The following is a 21,240-nucleotide window of genomic DNA, read 5'->3' on the forward strand; positions in this document are numbered from 1 at the left end:
ACGCCCGGCCCGACTCGTCGTCGGCACCGGGCGTTTTTCGTTGCGTCGGCAACCTGTGCGTGATGACGTCAGGTCGCGAATGCGGCCGTCCGCTTGCGCTCCTGGCGCAGCATCACGAAGTTCGCGATCACCACACCGGCCGTCACCGCGACGATGAACAGCGTCGCGAGCGCGTTCATCTCCGGGTTCAGGCCGAGGCGCACGCGCGAGAACACGACGAGCGGCAGCGTCGTCGAGCCGGGGCCCGACAGGAACGCCGACAGCACGAGGTCGTCGATCGACAGCGTAAACGAGAGCAGCCAACCCGCGATCAGCGCCTGCGAGATCAGCGGCAGCGTGATCGTGAAGAACACCTTCAGCGGCGTCGCGCCCAGATCGAGCGCGGCTTCCTCGAGCGACGGGTTCAGTTCGCGCACGCGCGACTGCACGATGATCGCGACGTACGAAATGCACAGCATCACGTGGCCCAGCCAGATCGTGAACACACCGCGCTCGGCCGGCCAGCCGATCCACTTCGCCAGTTCGATGAACAGCAGCAGCAGCGAGATCCCCTGGATCACCTCCGGAATCACCAGCGGTGCGTTGATCATCCCGCTGAACAGCGCGAAGCCGCGAAAGCGCCCCATCCGCGCGAGCACGAAGCCGGCCCACGTGCCGATGAACACCGACGCGAACGCGGTCAGCACGCCGATCTTCAGCGACAGCCATGCCGCCGTCAGCAGTTCGTCGTCCTCGACGAGCGCCGAGTACCAGCGGAACGAGAAACCCGACCACACGGTGACGAGCTTCGACTCGTTGAACGAATAGACGATCAGGCTGATGATCGGGATGTAGAGGAACGCGAAGCCGGCGAACAGCGCCGCGAACTGCAGGTAACGATTCGGCTTCATCGACGGCGGCCCTCCTGCTCCTTCGCCTGGAAGTGCTGGAACATCGCCATCGGCACGAGCAGCAGCAGCACCATCGCGCAGGTCACGGCCGACGCCATCGGCCAGTCTGCATTATTGAAGAATTCATTCCACATCACGCGGCCGATCATCAGCGTGTTCGCGCCGCCGAGCAGTTCCGGAATCACGTACTCGCCGACCGCCGGAATGAACACCAGCAGGCAGCCCGCGATGATCCCGTTTTTCGACAGCGGCAGCGTGATCTGCACGAACGCCTTCCACGGCTTGGCTCCAAGGTCGTACGCGGCTTCGAGCAGGCGCAGGTCCATCTTCACGAGGTGCGCGTAGAGCGGCATCACGAGGAACGGCAGGTACGAATACACCATCCCGATGTACACCGCGTAGTTCGTGCGGTACAGCTCGATCGGCGTATGGGTCAGGCCGATCCACATCAGGAAGTTGTTCAGCAGCCCGTTGTTCTTCAGGATCCCGATCCATGCGTACACGCGGATCAGGAACGACGTCCAGAACGGCAGCATCACGCCCATCATCAGCAGGTTGCGGGTCGCCGGGTTCGAACGCGCGATGTAGTACGCCATCGGATAGCCGATCAGCAGGCACAGCAGCGTCGTGACCGCCGCGACCAGCACCGAATTCACGTAGGTCGCGAAATACAGGCTGTCGGTGAGCAGGAAAGCATAGTGCGACAGGTTCAGCGCGATGTGCACCACGCCGTCCGCGTACGATGCGAGTTCCGTATACGGCGGAATGCCGAGCTGCAGCTCCGCGAAGCTGATCTTCACGACCAGCACGAACGGCACGAGGAAGAACAGCACGAGCCACGTGTACGGCCCCGCGACGACCGCAGAGCCACCGGTCAGGTTGAAGCGCCGCACGGGCCACGCGAGCAGGGACTTGAGCGCGCTCATGACGTCAGCACCACGCCCGCGGTCGCGCTCCAGCGCACGTAGATCTCGTCGCCGAGCGCCGGTGTGTCGAGCTCGGTGATCGCGAGGCTCGACACGTTCGCGATCACCGTCTTGCCCGCATCGAGCTTCACGTGATACAGCGAATAGCCGCCCATGTACGCGACGTTGGTGATCTTGCCGCGCGCCCAGTTGAACGCGCCTTCGGGCGGCTTGCGCGTGAGCGCGATCCGCTCGGGACGCACCGACACCGTGACCGGCATCCCGAGCGGGCCCGAGATCCCGTGGCTCACGTACAGCCGGCTCGGCAGCTCCGGCGATTCGATGTACACGTGGTCGGGTTCGTCCTCGACGGTGACGCCTTCGAACAGGTTGGTCGAGCCGATGAACTCGGCCGAGAAGCGGCTGTTCGGATATTCGTAGACTTCGTTCGGCGAGCCGATCTGCACGATCTGCCCTTCGCTCATCACGGCGAGCCGGTTCGCCATCGTCATCGCCTCTTCCTGGTCGTGCGTGACCATGATGCAGGTGACGCCGACCTTGTTCAGGATGTTGACGAGCTCGATCTGCGTGCGCTGGCGGATCTGCTTGTCGAGCGCCGACATCGGCTCGTCGAGCAGCAGCACCTTCGGGCGCTTGACGAGCGAACGCGCGAGCGCGACGCGCTGCTGCTGGCCGCCCGACAGCTGGTGCGGCTTGCGCTTCGCGTACTTGCTCATCTGCACGAGCTCGAGCGCCGCCGCGACGCGCTCCTTCAGTTCCGCCTTCGGCGTGCCTTCCTGCTTCAGGCCGTATGCGACGTTCGATTCGACCGACATGTGCGGGAACAGCGCATACGACTGGAACATCATGTTCACGGGCCGCTTGTACGGCGGCATCTGCGCGAGGTCCTCGCCGTCGATCAGGATCTTGCCCGATGTGACCGTCTCGAGGCCCGCGAGCATGCGCAGCAGCGTCGACTTGCCGGAACCCGAGCTGCCGAGCAGCGCGAACAGCTCGCCCTGGCGCACCGTCAGGTTCACGTTGCGCACCACTTCGGTCTCGCCGAATTTCTTGACGACGTCGACGATCTGGACAAAGTTCTCGGCGCGCGCATTGGCGCCGGACGAAGGAACGAAGGACGGCACGCCCGCGACCGGCGCACCCGACTGGCTATTCATGATGTGCTGCTTCTCTCCTGCGTTTGACGAACAAAGCCCCCGGGGACACCAGGGGCTTCATGACTGCTGGCCTGCTCCGGCTCGCTTCAGCGGCCCGATTTCAGCTCGGTCCACAGACGCGTCTGCAGACGCTGGATTTCAGGCGGCAGCGGCTTGAGCAGGAACAGCGTCTTCACGACGTCGGCCGGCGGGTAGACGGCCGGGTCGTTCGCGACGTCCGGCCGCACGTACTTGCGTGCCTCGGCGTTCGCGCTCGGGTAGTACACGGCGTTCGTGATCGCCGCGTGCACCTTCGGATCCTCGATGTAGTTGATCCACTGCAGCGCGGCGTCCTTGTTCTTCGCGTCCTTCGGGATCGCCATCACGTCGAACCACACCGGGGCGCCGCCCTTCGGAATGTAGTACTCGACCTTGTACGGCTTCTTCGCCTCTATCGCGCGATGCTTCGCGATCACGACGTCGCCCGACCAGCCGAACGCGAAGCAGATGTCGCCGCCGACCAGGTCGTTGATGTAGCCGGATGAGTTGAATTGCGTGATGTACGGGCGGATCTTCTTCAGCACGTCCATCGCGGCCTTGTAGTCGGCCGGGTTCGTGCTCATCGGATCCTTGCCGATGTAGTGCAGCGCCGCCGCGAACATCTGGTCCGGAGCGTCGAGCACCGACACGCCGCAGGTCTTCAGCTTCGAGAGGTTTTCCGGCTTGAACAGGATGTCCCAGTTGTCGAGCGGAACCTTGCCGAGCGCCTGCTGCGCCTTCGTCAGGTTGTACGCGAGGCCGGTCGTGCCGTACGCCCAAGGCACCGAATACTTGTTGCCCGGGTCCGCGCCGGCGACGAGCGCCATCAGTTGCGGATCGAGGTACTTCAGGTTCGGCAGCTTCGACTTGTCGAGCGGCGTGAAGATGCCGGCGGCGATCTGCTTGCCCGCGTAGTTGCTGGTCGGCACGACGATGTCGTAGCCCGAGCTGCCCGTCAGCAGCTTCGCCTGCAGCGTGTCGTCGCTGTCGTAGTTGTCGTAGCGAACCTTGACGCCCGTCTGCTTCTCGAAGTTCGGGATCGTGTCCTTCGCAATGTAATCGGACCAGTTATAGACATTGAGCTGCGTATCCTTCGCCGCCGCCGCTGATGCACCCACGCACAGCGCAAGCGCTGCGAACCGGCCCACTACCTTTGCTTTCATCCCGTTCTCCCTCCGGCCGGACCTCGTGTCCGGCTGCCGTCTGCCTCGTCATGGCGGCGCATTCTGGCACGCCGCCCCTCGAAAACCCCGAACGCTACCACCATTCGCGCTCCGTCACAAAAAAATCATGCCGGTGTCGCGCAAACGGAACAGATTCCCGCCGCCGGCCACTCGGGCGGCCCGCGCAGCGGGGCATTCCGGGGGAATTCTATCGGGTAATCGGCGTCTGTCCATCAGGAAAAGAAGGCGGCCGCGAAACTGTCCCGACGGGTGGTGCGTCGCGCCATCGGCATCGCGGCCGGGCCGCGTCACCCGATGCATTAAAATGACGCCCTGACGATTCAACGCGCGAACCCTTCCGATGGCCTCCAATCTCCACGACCTGCCCGACAGCCCCTGCATCGGCGTGTGCTCGACCCTCTTCGACGAAGTCTGCAAGGGCTGCGGCCGCACGGCCGGCGAGGTGTCGAACTGGGTGTTCCTGAGCGACGACGAGAAGCGCGCGGTGTGGGAGCGCATCACGCGCGAAGGCACCGCGATGCGCTTCCAGTACGACAAGCTGTAAATCCGCCGCACAAAAAAAGAGCGGCATGCCGACTGCCATGCCGCCAACCCCAACTCTGTTCTTTTCGCTTGCGTCTAGAACTTCATGCCGACGCCCACGCCGACGATCAGCGGATCGATGTGCAACGTGCCGATGCCCTTGTCGCCGAGCGTCGCATCGGTGCTCATCCAGATCTTCTTCACGTCGACGTTCATGAACACCTTCTTCGTCAACTGCACGTCGACGCCGAACTGCAGCGCGGGACCGAAGCTGCTCTTGTTGATCGACACGCCCTCCCCGCCGACGTTGAGCCCGTTGTTGTAGAAGTACGTGTAGTTCAGGCCCGCGCCGACGTACGGACGCACCTTGCCGGCATGGTTGAAGTGGTACTGCAGCAACAGCGTCGGCGGCAGCACGCCCACACCGCCGAGATTGCCGAGGCTCGACGTCATCTGGTGCCGCGACGTGGCGAGGATCAGCTCCACGCCCAGGTAGTCCCGGATCATGTAGGTGAAGTCGAGCTCCGGCACGATCGCGTTGTTCACGCCGGTGTTGATCGCGCCGAGCGTATCGCTCGCGCGCTCGTTCGGCTGGATGCTGATCGCGCGCAACCGGACCAGGACGTCACCCTGGTTGATCCCGTCTCCCGCCGACGCCGCGTGCGACAGCGAGGGCATCATGACGAGGCTTGCCGCCACGGCGGCAGCGGTGACGCATGTTCGAATCGTTTTATGCATGGTACGGACCCCTTGAGGAATTTATTCCATTCTCCCTGTAGGGTCTTTGCGTCGCCTTGATATCCGTCAAGCCAGCGTAAACACTGGACGGTTTGTCGCAGGCTCCGCCGCACGGCCCGTCAGCAGCAGGTCGAGCAGATCGCGCACGCTGCGGATCGCACTGCCGAACGGCAGCGCTTCGCGGCCGCGGAAGAACAGGCCGTTTGCGACGTCGCCGCGCAACGCGGCCGCGAGCCGCGTGTCGATGCAGAAATGGCCGAACTTTTCGATGCCGTCGCGCAGCCCGCAGACGCTCAGGCACTCGAGCGCGGTCGGGCAGCGCTGCTTGAACGCGCCGAGCTTGTCGCGAATGCGCGTTTCGTTGCGCAGGTAACGATCGAGCCAGGGGGTCTTCACAGCGCGCGCAGGGAGCCCCGTCACGCTGACGAATTCGACGATGTCCTCGGGCAGTGCATCGGCCAGCACGCGCTTGAAGTTCGGATGCGCATCGCCCTCTTCCGTCACTGCGAACGGCGTTCCCACCTGCACGCCGTTCGCGCCGGCCGCGAGCGCCGCTCGTACCGTGTCGTGACTGTTGATCCCGCCCGCGACGATCAGCGGGATCGTGTCGCGCGCGAGGCCGAGCGACGCCATCACCTGCGCGGTCTCGTCGAGCACGCGCGCGAAATCGAAGCGCGCATCGTGCATGTCGTCGATCTGCGTGACGCCGAGGTGGCCGCCCGCATGCGCGGGATGCTCGATCACGATCGCATCGGGCAGCCGCCCCTTCTTCATCCACTTCTTCAGCACCAGCGCGATCCCGCGGCTGTCCGACAGGATCGGGATCAGCGCGATGTCATGACCCTGCGTGAGATCGGGCAGATCGAGCGGCAGGCCGGCGCCCATCACGATCGCGTCCGCGCCTTCGTCGCACGCGACGCGCACGTATTCCGCGTGCGCGCTCACTGCCTTCATCACGTTGACCGCGATCATCCCGCGTCCTTCGCTGTAGGTCTTCGCGAGGCGAATCTCGCGCGCCAGCGCTTCGAGGTTCGCGGCCTCCAGCGTCGCACGATCGGGATTCGCGCGACAGCGCGCGAGCAAGTCTGCATGGTGGTGACGCAGGTCGATGCTCGCGATCGTGCCGAGCGCGCCTTCGCGCGCGACGCTGCCCGCGAGGCGGTGCGCGGAGATGCCGACGCCCATGCCGCCCTGCACCACGGGCAGCAAGGTGCGGCCGCGAATCGTGAGCGGCGGGAAGGAAGTGCGTGCGGTCATCTGAACCTCGTCGAAACATCGGAAATCGGAAACGCGATGATCGACGGATCCACCGGCACGCACCTTGACGGCCGTCAATAAAAAAACGGCACGCGAGCGTGCCGTTCCGGGTCATGCGGCGTAAAACGCTCAGGCCGGATTCGCCGGCTTGAGCTGCATCGACTTGTACTCGAGATACTCTTCGAGCCCGTATACGCCGTTTTCGCGGCCGTATCCCGACTGCTTGTAGCCGCCGAACGGCGCGACGCCGTTCCACGTGCCGCCGTTGATGTCGACCTGCCCCGTGCGGATGCGGCGCGCGACGCGCATCGCACGTTCGTCGCTGCCCGCCCACACCGCGCCGCCGAGCCCATACGGCGAATCGTTCGCGATGCGCACGGCCTCTTCTTCGTCGCGATACGTGATGATCGACAGCACCGGTCCGAAGATCTCTTCCTGCGCGATCGCCGATTTCGGATCGACGCGGCCGAACACCGTCGGCTTCACGAAGAAGCCCTTCGCGAGCCCTTCCGGCAGGCCCGTGCCGCCGGTCACGAGTTCCGCGCCGTCGTCGATTCCGCGCTGGATGTAGGCCTGCACGCGCTGCTGCTGCACGGCCGATGCGAGTGCGCCGAGACGCGTCGTTTCCTGACGCGGGTCGCCCGCGACGTACGCTTCGGCTGCCGCCTTCGCGATCGCGCGCGCCTCGTCGTAGCGCGCCTCGGGCACCAGCATCCGCGTATGTGCCGAACAGGTCTGGCCCGCGTTCAGGTAGCACGCGTTGACCGTGCCCTTCACTGCCGCCGCGAAGTCGGCATCGTCGAGGATCACCGACGCCGACTTGCCGCCCAGTTCGAGCGCGACGCGCTTCACGCTCGCGGCCGCGAGTTCGGCCACGCGCTTGCCGGCACGGGTCGAACCCGTGAACGACACCATGTCGACGTCCGGATCGGTCGCCAGCACCTCGCCGACGACCGGGCCATAACCGCACACGAGATTGAACACACCCGGCGGCAGGCCCGCTTCGTGAATCGCTTCGGCAAGCATGAACGCGTTGAGCGGCGCGACTTCGGATGGCTTCAGGACGACCGTGCAGCCGGCCGCGAGCGCCGGCGCGACCTTCAGCGTGATCTGGTTGAGCGGGTAGTTCCACGGCGTGATCGCCGCGACGACGCCGACCGGCTCGCGCACCACCCGCGAGTTGCCGAGCGTCGCCTCGAATTCGAACGATTCGGCGAGCTTCGCGTATGCCTTCCAGTTGTAGATCGGACCACCGACCTGGATCGCGCGCGACAGCTTGATCGGCATGCCGACTTCACCGGTGATCGACTGCGCGAGCTCCTCACTGCGCGCCTGCAGACGCTCGACGATCTTGCGCAGGTAGCCCGCGCGCGTCGCGGGCGGCGTCGCGGCCCATGCGTCGAACGCCGCGCGCGCCGCACGGATCGCGTCCTGCGCGTCCGACGCCACGCCCTCGGCGATCCGGCCGATCACGGCCTCGGTGCCCGAGTCGATCACGTCGATCGTGCCCGTTCCGGCCGGCTTGCGCCATGCGCCGTCGATATAGAACTGATCGTAGATTTTCATCGCTTCCTGTCTCCCGGAAAACGGCCATTCTAACGAGTGCGGCGCGGCTGCGCGACGACGCCTGACGGGACCCCAGGCGCCGCGGAACGGCCCGCGCGGACGCCGGCGAACGGGCGCCGGACGCCCGCTTCCCGCAACCGCGGCATCCGCGCCACGCCGGCGCGCCACGAGGCCCCACCTCGTGCCCCGCATCGTGCTATGTTTTTACTATCGGCGCCGGCTGCTGCGGGCCGCGCCACCCGGAATCGATGCCTTCGTGAGCGCTGCCATGACCGACGCACCCCATATCCTCGGCTCGCAAGATCGCCTGGAGCTGCTGTGCTGGCTCACCTGCGGCAATCTCGGCGCGTTTTACCTGAACGAAACCTGGCCGGATGCATCGTTCCAGGTGCAGGCCGCGCATCGCTGGCTCGACCGCCACCACCGGCAGTCCGACTGGCTCGCGATCGCGAAGCTGGCCGCGCTGGCGCAGGACATCGCAAAGCGGCACGCCGACTTCGTCGACGCATCGTGGGCGCGCGACGCGGTCGAGGAAATCGTCGATACCGACGATCTCGACTACCGGGCGAAACTCGTGCAATGGGTGTACGAAGACTGCTGCAAGGCGCTCGCCGACAAGCGGCTGGCCGACTGACCGCTCGCGCATGCGCGAGCGCCGGCTTGCGCCATCACGCTATCGGCAGCCGCTGCGTCGACTTCAACTGCCGCAACGACAGGTTCGAGCGGATGCTCAGCACGCCCGGCAATCTGCGCAGCACCCTTTCGACGAAATGACTGTAGTCGTCGAGGTCGGCCGCCACCACCTGCAGCAGGAAATCCGCTTCGCCGGTCGTGTTGTCGCATGCAAGCACGTTGGGGCTCGCCTGGATCAGGCGCTCGAACTCGGCCGTCACCTCCTCGCTGTGCTGCGTGCAGACGATCTGCACGAACGCCATCACGCCGAGCCCGAGCTTGCGGCGGTCGAGCCGCGCGTGATAGCCCGCGATCAACCCCGCTTCCTCCAGCCGCCGGAGCCGGCGCCAGCAGGACGTCTCGCTCAGCGAGAACGCCTCGGCGAGCCGCGCATTCGACACGCGCCCGTCCTGCTGAAGCATGTCGAGGATGCCGCGATCGATCTTGTCCAGTGGTTCCATGAAAGCTCCTTCCGGCATTCCCGCGATCAGCGCAAGGCTATCTCAAGATTACCCGTATCTCAATCGCAAAATGAAAGATAAATCCGCATTCCTCCGGCTATATTGAAAGACTCATTCGATCCAGGAGGAGATAGTGAAAGCAGTCGTTTATGAAGCGTTCGGCGCGGCGCCGCGGTTGATGAATGTCGACGATCCGACGCCGGCGCCCGACGGCGTCGTGATCGAAGTAAAGGCGACCGGCGTGTGCCGCAGCGACTGGCACGGCTGGATGGGGCACGACCCGGACATTGTGCTGCCGCATGTGCCGGGGCACGAACTTGCCGGCGTCGTGGTCGCGGCGGGCGCGGCGGTCACGCGCTGGAAGGCCGGCGACCGCGTCACGGTGCCGTTCGTCGGCGGCTGCGGGCACTGCCCGGAATGCCACTCCGGCAATCAGCAGGTATGCGAACAACAGTTTCAGCCCGGCTTCACGCACTGGGGCTCGTTCGCCCAGTTCGTCGGCATCCATCATGCGGACCTCAACCTCGTGCGGCTGCCCGACGCGCTCGATTTCCCGACCGCGGCGAGCCTCGGATGCCGCTTCGTGACGTCATTTCGTGCGGTGGTCGACCAGGGGCGCACGTCGGCCGGCCAGTGGGTGGCCGTGCACGGCTGCGGGGGCGTCGGCCTGTCGGCGATCATGATCGCGAATGCGATCGGTGCGAACGTCGTCGCGATCGACATTTCGGACCAGGCGCTCGCGCTCGCGCGATCGGTCGGCGCAGCGGCGACCGTCAATGCGTCGCAAGTCGCCGACGTCGTCGATGCGGTGAAGGAGATCACGCGCGGCGGCGCCCACGTGTCGCTCGATGCGCTCGGCCATCCGAGCACCTGCTTCAACTCGATCAGCAATCTGCGCCGCCGCGGCAAGCATGTGCAGGTCGGGCTGATGCTCGGCGAGCATGCAACGCCGGCCGTGCCGATGAGCAAAGTCATCGCGCACGAACTGGAGATTCTCGGCAGCCACGGGATGCAGGCGCATCGTTACGACGCGATGCTCGACATGGTGCATGCCGGCACGCTCGCGCCGAACCGGTTGATCGGCAAGGAAATCAGTCTGGGCCAATCGATTGATGCGCTGATGAACATGAACCGGTTCGAAGGCGCCGGTGTGACGGTCGTAACGGATTTTTCGGGCTGACGGCGCAGGGCTGACCGAGCGGGCGGTGGTGGTGGCCTGTTCCGGCGGCCTGCTCCGGCGCCCCGCACGTGCCGCTTCCCGGGTCGTCGTCGCCGCCAAGCTGCGGATGCAGGACCGCAACCGGCGACCGTGGCCGCGAGCGCTTGCCCCGACAAGAAAAAGCCCGCCAGGCTTGCACCTGGCGGGCTTCCAGTACATCAGGTCGGGCATCGCTGCCCGGGCGATTACTCCTGCCCCTGACTCGTCAGGAACTCCTCGTAATTCCCGCCGAAGTCGAACAGCGTCCCGTCCGTACGCACTTCGATGATCCGGTTCGCCAGCCCGCTCACGAATTCGCGGTCGTGCGAAACGAAGATCAGCGTGCCTTCGAACTGCTCGAGCGCGATCTGCAGCGACTCGATCGACTCCATGTCCATGTGGTTGGTCGGCTCGTCCATCAGCAGCACGTTGTGGCGGCCGAGCATCAGCTTGCCCCAGATCATGCGGCCCTTCTCGCCGCCCGACAGCACCTTCACCGACTTCTTGATGTCGTCCGACGAGAACAGCAGGCGGCCCAGCGTGCCGCGCACCATCGTTTCGTCGTCGCCGTCCTTGCGGTACTGGTCGATCCAGTCCATCAGCGTGATGTCGTTCGGGAACTCCTCGTACGTGTCCTGCGGCATGTAGCCGACATTCGCGTTCTCGGACCACTTCACCGTGCCGTGATCGAGCTCGAGCGCGCCAAGCAGCGAACGCAGCAGCGTCGTCTTGCCCGCGCCGTTCTCGCCGATGATCGCGATGCGCTCGCCCGGCTGCACCGACAGGTTGAAGTTCTGGAAAATCGTGCGCTCGTACTTCTTCGTGATGTCTTCGGCAACCACCGCGACGTTGTGCAGCTTCTTCTCGAACTCGAAACGGATGAACGGGTTCTGACGCGACGACGGCTTGAATTCCTCGATCTTGATCTTGTCGATCTGCTTCGCGCGGCTCGTCGCCTGGCGGGCCTTCGACTTGTTCGCCGAGAAGCGGCGCACGAAGTCCTGCAGCTCGGCCACGCGCTCCTTCGCACGCGCGTTCGCCGCGGCCTGGCGCTCGCGCGCCTGTGCCGATGCGAGCATGTAGTCGTCGTAGTTGCCCGGCCAGACCTTCAGCGTGCCGTAGTCCATGTCGGCCATGTGCGTGCACACCGAGTTCAGGAAGTGACGATCGTGCGAGATGATGATCATCGTCGAGTTGTACTCGTTGAGCGTGTGCTCGAGCCAACGGATCGAGTTGATGTCCAGGTTGTTGGTCGGTTCGTCGAGCAGCAGCACGTCCGGCTTCGAGAACAGCGCCTGCGCGAGCAGCACGCGCAGCTTCCAGCCCGGCGCGACGTCGGCCATCGTGCCGTTGTGGAACTTCTCCTCGATGCCGATGCCGAGCAGCAGCGCACCCGCGCGTGCCTCGGCGTCGTAGCCGCCGTATTCGGCGAACTTGCCTTCGAGTTCGGCCGCGTGCATGTAGTCGTCGTCGGTGGCTTCCGGGTTCGCGTAGATCGCGTCGCGCTCGGTCATCGCAGCCCACATCTCGGTGTGGCCCATCATCACGACGTCGAGCACGCGCACGTTTTCATACGCGAACTGGTCCTGGCGCAGCTTGCCCAGGCGCACGTTCGGCTCCAGCGCGACGTTGCCGGCGCTCGGCTCGAGGTCGCCGCCCAGGATCTTCATGAAGGTCGACTTGCCGCAGCCGTTCGCGCCGATCAGACCATAGCGGTTGCCCTCGCCGAATTTGACCGAGATATTCTCGAACAAGGGCTTCGGCCCGAATTGCATCGTGATGTTGGCAGTAGAAAGCACGGCAGGTCCCGTAAGAGAGAAATCGACGGAAAACCGTGTATTTTAGCAGGTGTCGGAGAAACTGCCGACCGCCCTGTTCCGGCCCCGCCAGCCGGGCCGCCACGCGCGGCACCGGCCCTGCCTCGGACACCATCACTTGCCGGCCTTCACCGCCGCCTTCTGCGCCGCCTTGGCCTTCATCTGCCCGAACAGCTCCGAGCACGGCACGTCGCGGTTATTGCTCGGCGCGATCAGCGGAATCAGCGCCGCGAACGGATTGATCAGGCCCAGTCCGACCATCGCGCCGGCGCGCAGCGCAAGCGCGCCGGCGTCGACGCCGACCTTCGGATTCTTGAACGTGCCCTTCGCGTACAACGGCGAACGCAACGAGAAGACCCGGAAACCCTTCGTATGCGGATGGATCTTCAGGTCGATCGATTCGTCGCGCAGGTTGACCGGGCCGTCGACGTTGATCAGCGCGTCGTCCGTATCGAGCGCGAACACCTTCGGGTCGAGCATGCCGTCGTTCGCGACGAAGTCGATCGCCGCGCAATTGATGTTCACGTCGCGGGTGCCGAACAGCTTCTCGTAGACGACGTTCGCGACGTTCAGCCCCGCCGCCTCCATCAGCAGCAGGCTGATGCGGCCATCCGTGATGAGCGCCTTCACTTCGCCGGTCGACGTCGCCGCGAGCGCGGCCGGTGAGTTGCCGGTCGCCGACAGCGACGCGTCGCCGTTGATTTCGCCGAACGCGGTCTGCATCACCTTCTGCGTCGGGAACAACTGCTTCAGCCGCAGGTGACGCGCGGCCAGCGTAAAGCGGCCCTTGAGCGGCGTGCGGCTGCCGTCGAGTTGCGCGTTCGTCGCGAGCGTGCCGCCCGCGACGCCGAACTGCAGCGGTTCGAGCGACAGCACGCCGTCCTGCAGCAGGATGTGCGTGTACAGGTCGGTGATCGGCAGTTGCGGGCTCTTGATCAGCTTGCGCCCGGTGAACTTCACGTCCGCGTCGATCGCGCTCCAGCGCTCGGTGCGGAACGTCGCGACCGGCAGCACGCGGTCCGGCGGCTGGCGCGTCGTGTCGCCGCGCTTGGCCTTGCTCGCGGCCGAGTCGGCACCGATCACCGGTGCGAGGTCGGAGAACTGCAGCAGGTTCGACACGAGTTCGCCCGACAGCTTCGGCCGCGGTTCGCGCTGCGCCCAGGTGAGCGTGCCGCGGAGATCGCTGCCGCCGACGCGGCCGTTGAAATTCTCGTAGCGGAACGTGCTCGCGTGCTGCTTGATGTTGCCGATCAGGCGGCCCTCGGTCGCATACGGCGGCGTGTCCGGCAGCGTGATGCCCGTGATCTGGTAGAGGTGCGACATCGACGTGCCCTGCAGCCACAGACGCAGGTCAAGTGCCGCGAGATGCATCGGGTCGGTCAGCGTGCCGACGATCGCCAGCCGCGTGTCGCCGGCCTTCACGTCGGCCTGCAGCGGGAACGGCTGCGTCGTCTTCTCGATCGCCAGCACGCCGCCCACCTTGCCGGTGCCGCTGATCGGCACGTTCTTGTACCGGCCGTCGACCTTGAGCCCGAACGCATACGTCGGGCCGGCCGGCTTCGCGGCGGCAGCGGCACCCGACGCAGCGGACGCCACGCTCGCGCCGGATGCCGGCACGGCCGTGGATGCGGAGGAAACCGAAGTAGCCGGAGCGGCAGCGGACGCACCCGACGCCGCGACGGCGGACGCCCCGCTCGCGCCTTGCGCCGCCGACGCACCCGACGCTGCCTCGGCACTCGCCGTCGCGCTCAGTCGCGCGGCACCGCTCTTGCCGACGCGTTGCGCCGACGCCGCGCGCGACGTTTGCTCCTGCTCCTTCAGCACGTCGCCGAGCGGAATCGGCTGGCCGAGCGTATCGATCGCGACCGTGAGATCGGCCTTCGTGATCGCATCGCGATACGTGACGACGCCCTTCGCGAAACCGAAGCTGTCGAGCCGCACCTTCCACGGCGACGGCTGCGACGATTGCTTGAACTGGAAGGTCCACGTATTGCGGCCGTCGGCGAGCCGCTCGAGGTCGACTGCGGGATTGACGACATCGATCGACGGAATGACGATTTCGTGCGCGAGGAGCGGAAGAATCGCGAGATCGAAATGCGCGGCATCGAGCGTGACGAACTTGGGCCCCTTCGCCCAGTCCGGGTTGCCGATCTCGAGTTGCGTGGCGGAGAAACTCGGCCAGGGCACCCATGCGCGCCAGCCGGTTTCGCCGTCGGGGCGGCGCCAGCCGACCTTGAGATCGCCATTGATCGCGAACGGGCGGCCAAGTGCGGTACTCACATGTTCGTTGACCCACGGTTTCGCGTGGTTCCAGTCGAACGTGAAGATGAAGATGCCGGCCGCCGCAATGACCAATGCGACGATACCGACGATCCATGCAGCCGATTTGCCGATGGCTCGTGCTAGCGTCATGGCGGTTCCGTTGTTGTTCTGCAGAGTTTGCGCACAATGTCGGGCCAACTTGCGTGAGTGAACGGAGCACGACACCGGCGGCTTTTCAATCGGTATTATGGCGCACGCCGCAGCAACGCTTCGGCGCCATTAACGCTTTTTTTCATTTGTGACATGACAGCCCCAAACGGCCTCATCGATGCGCAGCACATCACGCGCCGCGACGCCAGCAGCGGCAAGACACTGCTCGCGCCGACCGACTTCAGCCTCGCCGCGGGATCGCGAATTGCTATCACGGGACCGTCGGGCTCCGGCAAGAGCGTGCTGCTGCGCGCGCTCGCGTTGCTCGACCCGCTCGACGGCGGTCATATCCTGTGGCGCGGCACGCGGATCAGGCGCGGCGCGATTCCGCGCTACCGGCGCAGCATTGCCTACGTGCGCCAGCGGCCCGCGCAGATGGACGGGACCGTCGAAGCGCAATTGCGCTACCCGTATTCACTCGCGATCTACCGCGACGTGACGTTCGACCGCGCACGCGCCGAAGCGCTCGCCGCACGCGCCGGTCGCGGCGCCGATTTTCTCGACAAGCGGGCGAGCGAACTGTCGGGCGGCGAAGCGCAGATCGCCGCGCTTCTGCGCGTGCTGCAGCTCGACCCCGACGTGCTGTTGCTCGACGAGCCGACGTCCGCGCTCGACCCCGACTCGACGCGCGCGATCGAAGCGCTTGTCGGCGCCTGGTTCGACGCGGCACCCGATGCACGTGCCTACATGTGGATCTCGCACGATCCGGCGCAAGCCGCCCGGATCGGCACGATGCGGCTCGTGATGCAGGCCGGCGTGCTGCACGCCGCGAACGCGATGGAGGCGCAGCAATGAGCCCCGCACTGCAGGACCTGAGCCTCGTCGACGTCGGGATCGCCGCCGCGCTCGTCGCGGTCAACGGCGCGATCTCGGCCGCGCTGTCGCTGGGCCTCGGGCGCAAGCTCGCGCTCGCCGCCGTGCGCACCGTCGTGCAGTTGCTGGCGATCGGTTACGTGCTCGGCTGGGTGTTCGGTCATCCGCACTGGACCGTCGTGCTGCCGCTCACCGCGTTGATGACGCTGATCGCAGGCTTCGCGGGCGCCGGCCGCGGCAAGCACACGTATCGCGGACAGCGTGTCGACAGCATCGCGTCGATCTGGTTCAGCAGCTGGTTCGTCGCGGCGGTCGGCCTGTTCGTCGTGATCCGCATTCATCCGTGGTACACGCCGCAATATGCGATCCCGATCCTCGGGATGATCCTCGGAAATACGCTCACGGGCGTGTCGCTCGGCGTCGAACGGATGATGGAGGAACTGACCGCGCGACGCGACCGCGTCGAGACGGCACTGGCGCTCGGTGCGACACGCTGGGAAGCCGCGCAGGACGCCGCGCGCCAGGCCGTGCGCGCGGGCATGCTGCCGACGCTCAACCAGATGGCCGTCGTCGGCGTCGTGAGCCTGCCGGGGATGATGACGGGCCAGGTGCTGGCCGGCCAGTCGCCGCTGCAGGCCGTGCGCTATCAGATCGTCATCATGTTCCTGATCGCCGCGGCGTCCGCGCTCGGCACCGTTGGCGCGGTGCTGATGACGTATCGCCGGTTGTTCTCGGCCGATCACCGGTTTCTTGCATCGCGGCTCGAGGAACGCGTGCATTGACCCGCGGCGCCGCGACATACGCGGCATCCGCGTGGCATGCGGTCAGCGGGCAGCGCGGCGTTTGCCGATGGCCCGGCGCAACGCGGCCGTGACGTCGGCGTCGGGTGCCAGCCCGTCGACCGATGCGACGAGCCGAACCGCGCGCGGCGTCGTCACATAGGCCTGCGCACCGACGTAACCGCCGCTGCCGGCCGAGCGCGTCGTAACGACGAGCGCCTGCGGCGCACGCGCGCCGAGGTCCGCCGTGAATGCATCGGCGACGGTGCCGTCACGCGCATGCAGCACGCCGGTCACGTAGTCGTCCGTATCGAAGCCGGGTGCGGCATGCGCGGTCGAATACACGCGCACCGCATAACTGCCGGTCGAGCACGGTTCGAGCGCGCCGCTCGACACGACGGCGGACTGCTATCGCGACGGCAGCTCGACTTTCTTCACGAAGCTGCAATCGTCGGCTGCCTGCGCATGGACAGCGACGAACGCAGCCGCCGACAGCAGCACGCGCATGCAATGTTTCATCGAAATGTCGTTCGGGGGAAGATGGAGGATGCCGGAAGGATAGCGTGACATCCGCATGACGTCACGCACGCCGCCGCGCGAATGGCCGCGCCACCGGCGCGTGCCGGGCGCGACGAAGTCGAACATCGCTCAACGGGAAGGCCCGAAGCCACGCGCCACAAACCGTCACGCGCGACCCTCCCCGGATCGCCCGGATGCGCATCGCGATGGTTGCGCGCGCACCGGACGCCTCACCGGCCGCGCGCCCCGCTCAGTGCTTGATCGACACCGTCACCTTCGTGCCGTCGCTCATCGTGACGGACTTCGACCCGCCATTGGTCGAAATCGACACCCACTTGACCTGGCTCACCGACACGACGTCCGGGCACTGCAGCGACTTGCCGCCCGCACTCACGTTGCGCGTGCCTTTCGGCGCGGCGGCCTGGAAGCTCATCTGCACGTTCGCGACCCCCTTCGCGTCGACCGACGGCGCGAGCCGCACCTGGGTCTGGCGCACCATCGCGCCGTTCGCGTCGCGCGGCAGATTGTCGGCGTTCGGGCAACCGTCGGGCATCGCGACCGCGCCGCCCGGCGGCACCGACTTCCAGTTGAAGTCATCCGTTTCGCCCGAGCGGATCTTGCGGGTCTCCTGCGTATTGCCGAAGGTCTTCGAGTCGACCTTGACGGTGTATTCGAGCTGCCCCGTCCCGCCGCCCTTCAGGCTGCCCTTGACAGGCGGCGCCGCGAAAACGCTCGCGCTGACGCACGCCGCCGCGAACACGGCAGACCACGATGCGGCGACTGACAAGCTGCGTTGGCTCATGCTGACCTCCTTGTAATGCGGCGGCACGCGCGTGCCGCGCGGTTTTCGATGCATGATGCGTTGCCAGTCTACCGCCAAGCGGCATGCAATGCGCCGCAAACGCATCGGGTGTTACCCCGCTTGCGTTCGCGAAGCCGTATCCCGTACGTGCGATGCCGGCGCTCAAGAAAACGCCGGGCCGCCTCGCGTCTTCCGCCCCGAAGGAAGTCCCTTCGGGCGCCCGGCGCAAAGCGACAGGTTCGGGGGCACTCAGAAGCCGCTCAGCACCAGCTTGCCGATCGCGCGCCCGGCCTCGAGCAGTTGGTGCGCGCGCCGCAGGTTCGCGGCGTTGATCGTGCCGAGCTGCTCGCCGAGCGTCGTACGCAGCGTGCCGCCGTCGACGAGCCTCGCCACCTCGCTCAGGATCTTGTGCTGCTCGATCATGTCCGGCGTCTCGAACATCGCGCGCGTGAACATGAACTCCCAGTGAAACGCGGCGCTCTTCGCCTTCAGCAGCTCGACGGGAATCGGCTTCTCGTTCTCGACGATCGTGCAAATGCCGCCCTGCGGCCGGATTACTTCCGCCGCGGCAGGGAAATGACGATCCGTGTCGTTGAAGATCAGCACGTAGTCGACGTTCGCATGACCGATCTCGCGCAGTTGCGCAGGCAAGTCGCCGAAATGGTCGACCACGTCGTCCGCGCCGAGCGAGCGCACCCATTCGGCCGACGCCGGCCGCGACGCGGTCGCGATCACGTGCAGCTTGCCGAGCGTCTTCGCAAGCTGGATCGCGATCGAACCCACCCCGCCCGCACCGCCGATGATCAGCACCGACTTGCCTGCGTCCGCGCCCTGCGGCGACACGCGCAGCCGGTCGAACAGCGCCTCCCACGCGGTCAGCGCGGTGAGCGGCAACGCAGCCGACGCCGCGAAATCGAGCGAGCGCGGCTTGATCGCCGCGATCCGCTCGTCGACCGTGTGGAATGCGCTGTTCGCGCCGGGGCGCGTGATGCTGCCCGCGTAGAACACCTCGTCGCCGGGCCGGAACATCGTCACCTCGGCACCGACCGCGACGACCGTGCCGGCCGCGTCCCAGCCGAGCACGCGCGGGGTCTCCTCGACCTGCGGCTTCGGCGCGCGCACCTTGGTGTCGACCGGGTTCACGGAGATCGCCTCGACCTTCACCAGCAGGTCGCGCGGGCCCGGCACGGGTTGCGGCAGTTCCACGTCGACGAGCGCCTGCGGGTCGTCGATCGGCAGATAGCGGGTCAGTCCAACAGCTTTCATCACGAAACTCCTTCAGGGAAATCGGGCGGGCTGCGGCGCAGCCCATGCATGTCATCGTAGGCGGCCCGATCATTCGAGAAAACCGTTATATTTCCTGAAACATTTTCAGGAATTTCAGAATAATGACGTCCGATCCGATTCCAGCCCCCGACAAGCCGCTCGACCTGCTCGACGTCGGCCTGTTCGTGCGTGCGGCGCTGCTCGCGAACGTGAGCGCGGCCGGACGCGAGTTCGGCGTGTCGGCCGCGGTCGCAAGCGCGCGCATCGCGCAGCTGGAGCGCCAGCTCGGCGCGCGGTTGTTGCATCGCACCACGCGCCGCATCAGCCTCACGCAGGACGGCGAAGTCTTCATGGCCCGCGCCGAGGCGCTGCTGTCGGCGGCCGACGCCGCGCGCGCGTCGGTCGGCCACGGCCGCAGCGAGCCGTACGGACGGCTGAAGGTGTCGATGTCGTCGTCGTTCGGCCGCCAGCACGTCGCGCCCGTGATTCCCGCATTCCTGCGCCGCTACCCGTCCGTGTCGCTCGACCTGCGGCTATCCGACGAGATCGTCGACCTCGTCGACGACGGCTACGACGTCGCGATCCGCCTCGGCGCGCTGAAGGACTCGACGCTGGTCGCGCGCAAGCTCGCCGCGAACCGGCGCGTGCTGTGCTGCTCGCCCGCGTATCTCGCCGAACACGGGACGCCGCGCCATCCGGCCGATCTCGCGCAGCACGAATGCGTGATCCTCGGCGACCAGCGCGACTGGTCGTTCGTCACGCCGCAAGGCCCGCTCACCGTGCGGGTCGGCGGCCGGCTCGTCGCGAGCAACGGCGAGGCGATCCGCGAAGCGCTCGTCGACGGCTTCGGCATCGCGATCAAGTCGACCTGGGACGTCGGCCCGCTGCTCGCGAGCGGCGCGCTCGTCACGGTGCTCGACGATTACCCGTTCGCGAACGACGTCGCGATCTGGGCCGTCTATCCGAGCCGCGCGCACGTGCCGCTCAAGACGCTCGCGTTCATCGCGTTCCTGGCCGAACACTTCGGCGATCCGCCTTACTGGGATCGCGCGGACGAACGATAGGCGCCATCCCGTGAGCGGAGCTCGCGGCGGCGCCGGACGGACATCCGCGGCGATCCGGTCGCGCCCGGACACCAACCGGCTACAATGGCGCGTTCGCGACGCGATGGCCCGACGCCGGACGGGGCCCGCGTTCGCAGGCGGCCGCATGCCGGCCGCGCACGCGTTTCATTCGCTTCCAATCATTCCGTCATGACCCACAACCTCGTCATCCAGAGTCTCGCGCCGTTGTCGGACGCGCATCACAAACCGCTGCTCGCGCTGTCGCGCGGCACCCGCATCGTGCAGACCGACGATCACGCGTTGCGTATCGAAAACGCAAACCCCGCGCAGCGGCTCGACATCGACGCGTACTGCGGCACGCACGCGCTCGACTTCGGCTTCGTCGAAGCCGGCCGTACGCTCGGCGAGTTCGGGCTCGTCGTGATGGACATGGATTCGACGCTGATCACGATCGAATGCATCGACGAGATCGCCGATTTCTGCGGGCTGAAGACGCAGGTCGCGGAAATCACCGAGGCATCGATGCGCGGCGAGATCCGCGACTTCAACGAAAGCCTCACGCGTCGCGTCGCGCTGCTCGCGGGGCTCGATGCGCAGGCGCTCGAGCGCGTGTACGAGGAACGGCTGCAATTGTCGCCGGGCGCGGAGACGATGCTCGCCGGCGTGAAGGCCGCGGGACTGAAGACGCTGCTCGTGTCGGGCGGCTTCACGTTCTTCACCGAGCGCTTGAAGGCGCGCCTCGGCCTCGACTACGCGCACGCCAACACGCTCGAGATCGTCGACGGCAAGCTGACCGGCAAGGTGCTCGGCGAGATCGTCAACGCGGACGTGAAGGCGCGCATGCTGCGCGATACCTGTGCATCGCTCGGCCTCGAGCCGCGCCGCGCGATCGCGATGGGTGACGGGTCGAACGATCTGAAGATGATGGCCGAAGCCGGGCTGTCGGTCGCGTTCCACGCAAAGCCCGTCGTGCGCGACGCGGCCACCGTCGCATTCGACCACGTGGGTCTCGACGGGTTGCTGCGGCTGTTCTGATTTCCGGTCTGCGCGCACCGCCCATGAAAAAACGCCCGCGCGATGTTGCATCGCGCGGGCGTTTCGTTTTCCGCTTCGGTTCCG

The 21,240-nt window shown here is 66.3% G+C and carries 19 protein-coding genes and 1 pseudogene; 7 read left to right on the forward strand and 13 right to left on the reverse strand.

Annotated features, from left to right (window positions below; translation table 11 throughout):
• Positions 1-68: 68 nt before the first annotated feature.
• The 4 genes from BTE28158_RS08500 to BTE28158_RS08515 all read right to left on the reverse strand — a co-directional run bounded on the left by BTE28158_RS08500 (position 69) and on the right by BTE28158_RS08515 (position 4,154).
• Entirely contained in the window at positions 69-890 is an 822-nt protein-coding gene (locus tag BTE28158_RS08500) for an ABC transporter permease subunit (protein WP_059606893.1), read from the reverse strand.
• A complete protein-coding gene (locus tag BTE28158_RS08505; protein ID WP_151051165.1) occupies positions 887-1,816 on the reverse strand; it encodes an ABC transporter permease subunit in 930 nt (309 codons plus the stop codon). The genes BTE28158_RS08500 and BTE28158_RS08505 overlap by 4 nt, the downstream gene beginning before the upstream one ends.
• Positions 1,813-2,973, reverse strand: coding sequence for an ABC transporter ATP-binding protein (locus tag BTE28158_RS08510; RefSeq protein WP_151051166.1), 1,161 nt, complete (start codon positions 2,971-2,973; stop codon positions 1,813-1,815). Before BTE28158_RS08510 ends, BTE28158_RS08505 begins: the two co-directional genes overlap by 4 nt.
• Before the next feature lie 86 nt (positions 2,974-3,059).
• Complete coding sequence (locus BTE28158_RS08515) at positions 3,060-4,154, reverse strand: polyamine ABC transporter substrate-binding protein (protein WP_151051168.1); 1,095 nt, start codon at positions 4,152-4,154, stop codon at positions 3,060-3,062.
• Positions 4,155-4,515: 361 nt separating this feature from the next.
• On the opposite strand from BTE28158_RS08515, the gene BTE28158_RS08520 reads away from it, so the two are divergent.
• Complete coding sequence (locus BTE28158_RS08520; RefSeq protein WP_027784516.1) at positions 4,516-4,719, forward strand: DUF1289 domain-containing protein; 204 nt, start codon at positions 4,516-4,518, stop codon at positions 4,717-4,719.
• Positions 4,720-4,793: 74 nt separating this feature from the next.
• Here BTE28158_RS08520 and BTE28158_RS08525 read toward each other — a convergent pair whose 3' ends face one another.
• The 3 genes from BTE28158_RS08525 to BTE28158_RS08535 form a co-directional block, all read right to left on the reverse strand.
• Positions 4,794-5,435 carry an OmpW/AlkL family protein gene (locus BTE28158_RS08525; RefSeq protein WP_059606901.1) on the reverse strand — a complete coding sequence of 214 codons (642 nt, stop codon included), beginning with the start codon at positions 5,433-5,435 and terminating at the stop codon, positions 4,794-4,796.
• Between the two features lie 66 nt (positions 5,436-5,501).
• On the reverse strand, positions 5,502-6,692 hold the full coding sequence (locus BTE28158_RS08530; RefSeq protein WP_059606903.1) for an NAD(P)H-dependent flavin oxidoreductase: 1,191 nt from the start codon (positions 6,690-6,692) through the stop codon (positions 5,502-5,504).
• 129 nt (positions 6,693-6,821) lie between these two features.
• Entirely contained in the window at positions 6,822-8,258 is a 1,437-nt protein-coding gene (locus tag BTE28158_RS08535) for an aldehyde dehydrogenase family protein (RefSeq protein WP_151051170.1), read from the reverse strand.
• Positions 8,259-8,526: 268 nt separating this feature from the next.
• On the opposite strand from BTE28158_RS08535, the gene BTE28158_RS08540 reads away from it, so the two are divergent.
• On the forward strand, positions 8,527-8,892 hold the full coding sequence (locus BTE28158_RS08540) for a hypothetical protein (RefSeq protein WP_059606906.1): 366 nt from the start codon (positions 8,527-8,529) through the stop codon (positions 8,890-8,892).
• A gap of 34 nt (positions 8,893-8,926) precedes the next feature.
• Here the strand turns inward: BTE28158_RS08540 and BTE28158_RS08545 are convergent, their stop codons facing one another.
• On the reverse strand, positions 8,927-9,391 hold the full coding sequence (locus BTE28158_RS08545; RefSeq protein WP_151050557.1) for an Lrp/AsnC family transcriptional regulator: 465 nt from the start codon (positions 9,389-9,391) through the stop codon (positions 8,927-8,929).
• Positions 9,392-9,524: 133 nt separating this feature from the next.
• Between BTE28158_RS08545 and BTE28158_RS08550 the strand changes: the two genes are divergently transcribed.
• Positions 9,525-10,571, forward strand: a complete 1,047-nt coding sequence (locus BTE28158_RS08550) for a zinc-dependent alcohol dehydrogenase family protein (protein WP_124629408.1) — start codon at positions 9,525-9,527, stop codon at positions 10,569-10,571.
• 224 nt (positions 10,572-10,795) lie between these two features.
• Here BTE28158_RS08550 and BTE28158_RS08555 read toward each other — a convergent pair whose 3' ends face one another.
• Together BTE28158_RS08555 and BTE28158_RS08560 are read right to left on the reverse strand one after the other, a co-directional pair.
• Complete coding sequence (locus BTE28158_RS08555; protein ID WP_059606912.1) at positions 10,796-12,388, reverse strand: ABC-F family ATPase; 1,593 nt, start codon at positions 12,386-12,388, stop codon at positions 10,796-10,798.
• A gap of 132 nt (positions 12,389-12,520) precedes the next feature.
• Positions 12,521-14,818 (reverse strand): AsmA family protein, encoded by a 2,298-nt coding sequence (locus BTE28158_RS08560; RefSeq protein ID WP_151050559.1) that lies wholly within the window; start codon positions 14,816-14,818, stop codon positions 12,521-12,523.
• 153 nt (positions 14,819-14,971) lie between these two features.
• Here BTE28158_RS08560 and BTE28158_RS08565 point away from each other — a divergent pair, with 153 nt between their 5' ends.
• On the forward strand, positions 14,972-15,673 hold the full coding sequence (locus BTE28158_RS08565; RefSeq protein ID WP_151050561.1) for an ABC transporter ATP-binding protein: 702 nt from the start codon (positions 14,972-14,974) through the stop codon (positions 15,671-15,673).
• Positions 15,670-16,473, forward strand: coding sequence for an ABC transporter permease (locus tag BTE28158_RS08570; protein WP_059606916.1), 804 nt, complete (start codon positions 15,670-15,672; stop codon positions 16,471-16,473). The genes BTE28158_RS08565 and BTE28158_RS08570 overlap by 4 nt, the downstream gene beginning before the upstream one ends.
• Before the next feature lie 42 nt (positions 16,474-16,515).
• On the opposite strand, the pseudogene BTE28158_RS08575 reads toward BTE28158_RS08570, so the two are convergent.
• The 3 genes and pseudogenes from BTE28158_RS08575 to BTE28158_RS08585 all read right to left on the reverse strand — a co-directional run bounded on the left by BTE28158_RS08575 (position 16,516) and on the right by BTE28158_RS08585 (position 19,057).
• Positions 16,516-16,989: pseudogene (locus BTE28158_RS08575) on the reverse strand (PliI family lysozyme inhibitor of I-type lysozyme).
• A gap of 250 nt (positions 16,990-17,239) precedes the next feature.
• Positions 17,240-17,791, reverse strand: coding sequence for a DUF6013 family protein (locus BTE28158_RS08580; RefSeq protein ID WP_124629404.1), 552 nt, complete (start codon positions 17,789-17,791; stop codon positions 17,240-17,242).
• A 249-nt stretch (positions 17,792-18,040) separates the two neighbouring features.
• Positions 18,041-19,057 (reverse strand): zinc-binding alcohol dehydrogenase family protein, encoded by a 1,017-nt coding sequence (locus tag BTE28158_RS08585; protein WP_059606918.1) that lies wholly within the window; start codon positions 19,055-19,057, stop codon positions 18,041-18,043.
• A 122-nt stretch (positions 19,058-19,179) separates the two neighbouring features.
• Here BTE28158_RS08585 and BTE28158_RS08590 point away from each other — a divergent pair, with 122 nt between their 5' ends.
• Entirely contained in the window at positions 19,180-20,121 is a 942-nt protein-coding gene (locus BTE28158_RS08590) for a LysR family transcriptional regulator (RefSeq protein ID WP_124629403.1), read from the forward strand.
• 189 nt (positions 20,122-20,310) lie between these two features.
• Complete coding sequence (gene serB, locus BTE28158_RS08595) at positions 20,311-21,156, forward strand: phosphoserine phosphatase SerB (RefSeq protein ID WP_059606921.1); 846 nt, start codon at positions 20,311-20,313, stop codon at positions 21,154-21,156.
• The last annotated feature ends 84 nt before the right edge of the window (positions 21,157-21,240 follow it).

The sequence above is a fragment of the Burkholderia diffusa genome (assembly GCF_902499115.1).
Classification (GTDB): Bacteria; Pseudomonadota; Gammaproteobacteria; order Burkholderiales; family Burkholderiaceae; genus Burkholderia; species Burkholderia diffusa.

Bases quoted from the DNA above. Each gene is read 5' to 3' on its own strand.
- BTE28158_RS08500 (WP_059606893.1), bottom strand. From the start codon at position 890: ATGAAGCCGAATCGTTACCTGCAGTTCGCGGCGCTGTTCGCCGGCTTC.
- BTE28158_RS08505 (WP_151051165.1), bottom strand. From the start codon at position 1,816: ATGAGCGCGCTCAAGTCCCTGCTCGCGTGGCCCGTGCGGCGCTTCAAC.
- BTE28158_RS08510 (WP_151051166.1), bottom strand. From the start codon at position 2,973: ATGAATAGCCAGTCGGGTGCGCCGGTCGCGGGCGTGCCGTCCTTCGTT.
- BTE28158_RS08515 (WP_151051168.1), bottom strand. From the start codon at position 4,154: ATGAAAGCAAAGGTAGTGGGCCGGTTCGCAGCGCTTGCGCTGTGCGTG.
- BTE28158_RS08520 (WP_027784516.1), top strand. From the start codon at position 4,516: ATGGCCTCCAATCTCCACGACCTGCCCGACAGCCCCTGCATCGGCGTG.
- BTE28158_RS08525 (WP_059606901.1), bottom strand. From the start codon at position 5,435: ATGCATAAAACGATTCGAACATGCGTCACCGCTGCCGCCGTGGCGGCA.
- BTE28158_RS08530 (WP_059606903.1), bottom strand. From the start codon at position 6,692: ATGACCGCACGCACTTCCTTCCCGCCGCTCACGATTCGCGGCCGCACC.
- BTE28158_RS08535 (WP_151051170.1), bottom strand. From the start codon at position 8,258: ATGAAAATCTACGATCAGTTCTATATCGACGGCGCATGGCGCAAGCCG.
- BTE28158_RS08540 (WP_059606906.1), top strand. From the start codon at position 8,527: ATGACCGACGCACCCCATATCCTCGGCTCGCAAGATCGCCTGGAGCTG.
- BTE28158_RS08545 (WP_151050557.1), bottom strand. From the start codon at position 9,391: ATGGAACCACTGGACAAGATCGATCGCGGCATCCTCGACATGCTTCAG.
- BTE28158_RS08560 (WP_151050559.1), bottom strand. From the start codon at position 14,818: ATGACGCTAGCACGAGCCATCGGCAAATCGGCTGCATGGATCGTCGGT.
- BTE28158_RS08565 (WP_151050561.1), top strand. From the start codon at position 14,972: ATGACAGCCCCAAACGGCCTCATCGATGCGCAGCACATCACGCGCCGC.
- BTE28158_RS08570 (WP_059606916.1), top strand. From the start codon at position 15,670: ATGAGCCCCGCACTGCAGGACCTGAGCCTCGTCGACGTCGGGATCGCC.
- BTE28158_RS08580 (WP_124629404.1), bottom strand. From the start codon at position 17,791: ATGAGCCAACGCAGCTTGTCAGTCGCCGCATCGTGGTCTGCCGTGTTC.
- BTE28158_RS08585 (WP_059606918.1), bottom strand. From the start codon at position 19,057: ATGAAAGCTGTTGGACTGACCCGCTATCTGCCGATCGACGACCCGCAG.
- BTE28158_RS08590 (WP_124629403.1), top strand. From the start codon at position 19,180: ATGACGTCCGATCCGATTCCAGCCCCCGACAAGCCGCTCGACCTGCTC.
- serB (WP_059606921.1), top strand. From the start codon at position 20,311: ATGACCCACAACCTCGTCATCCAGAGTCTCGCGCCGTTGTCGGACGCG.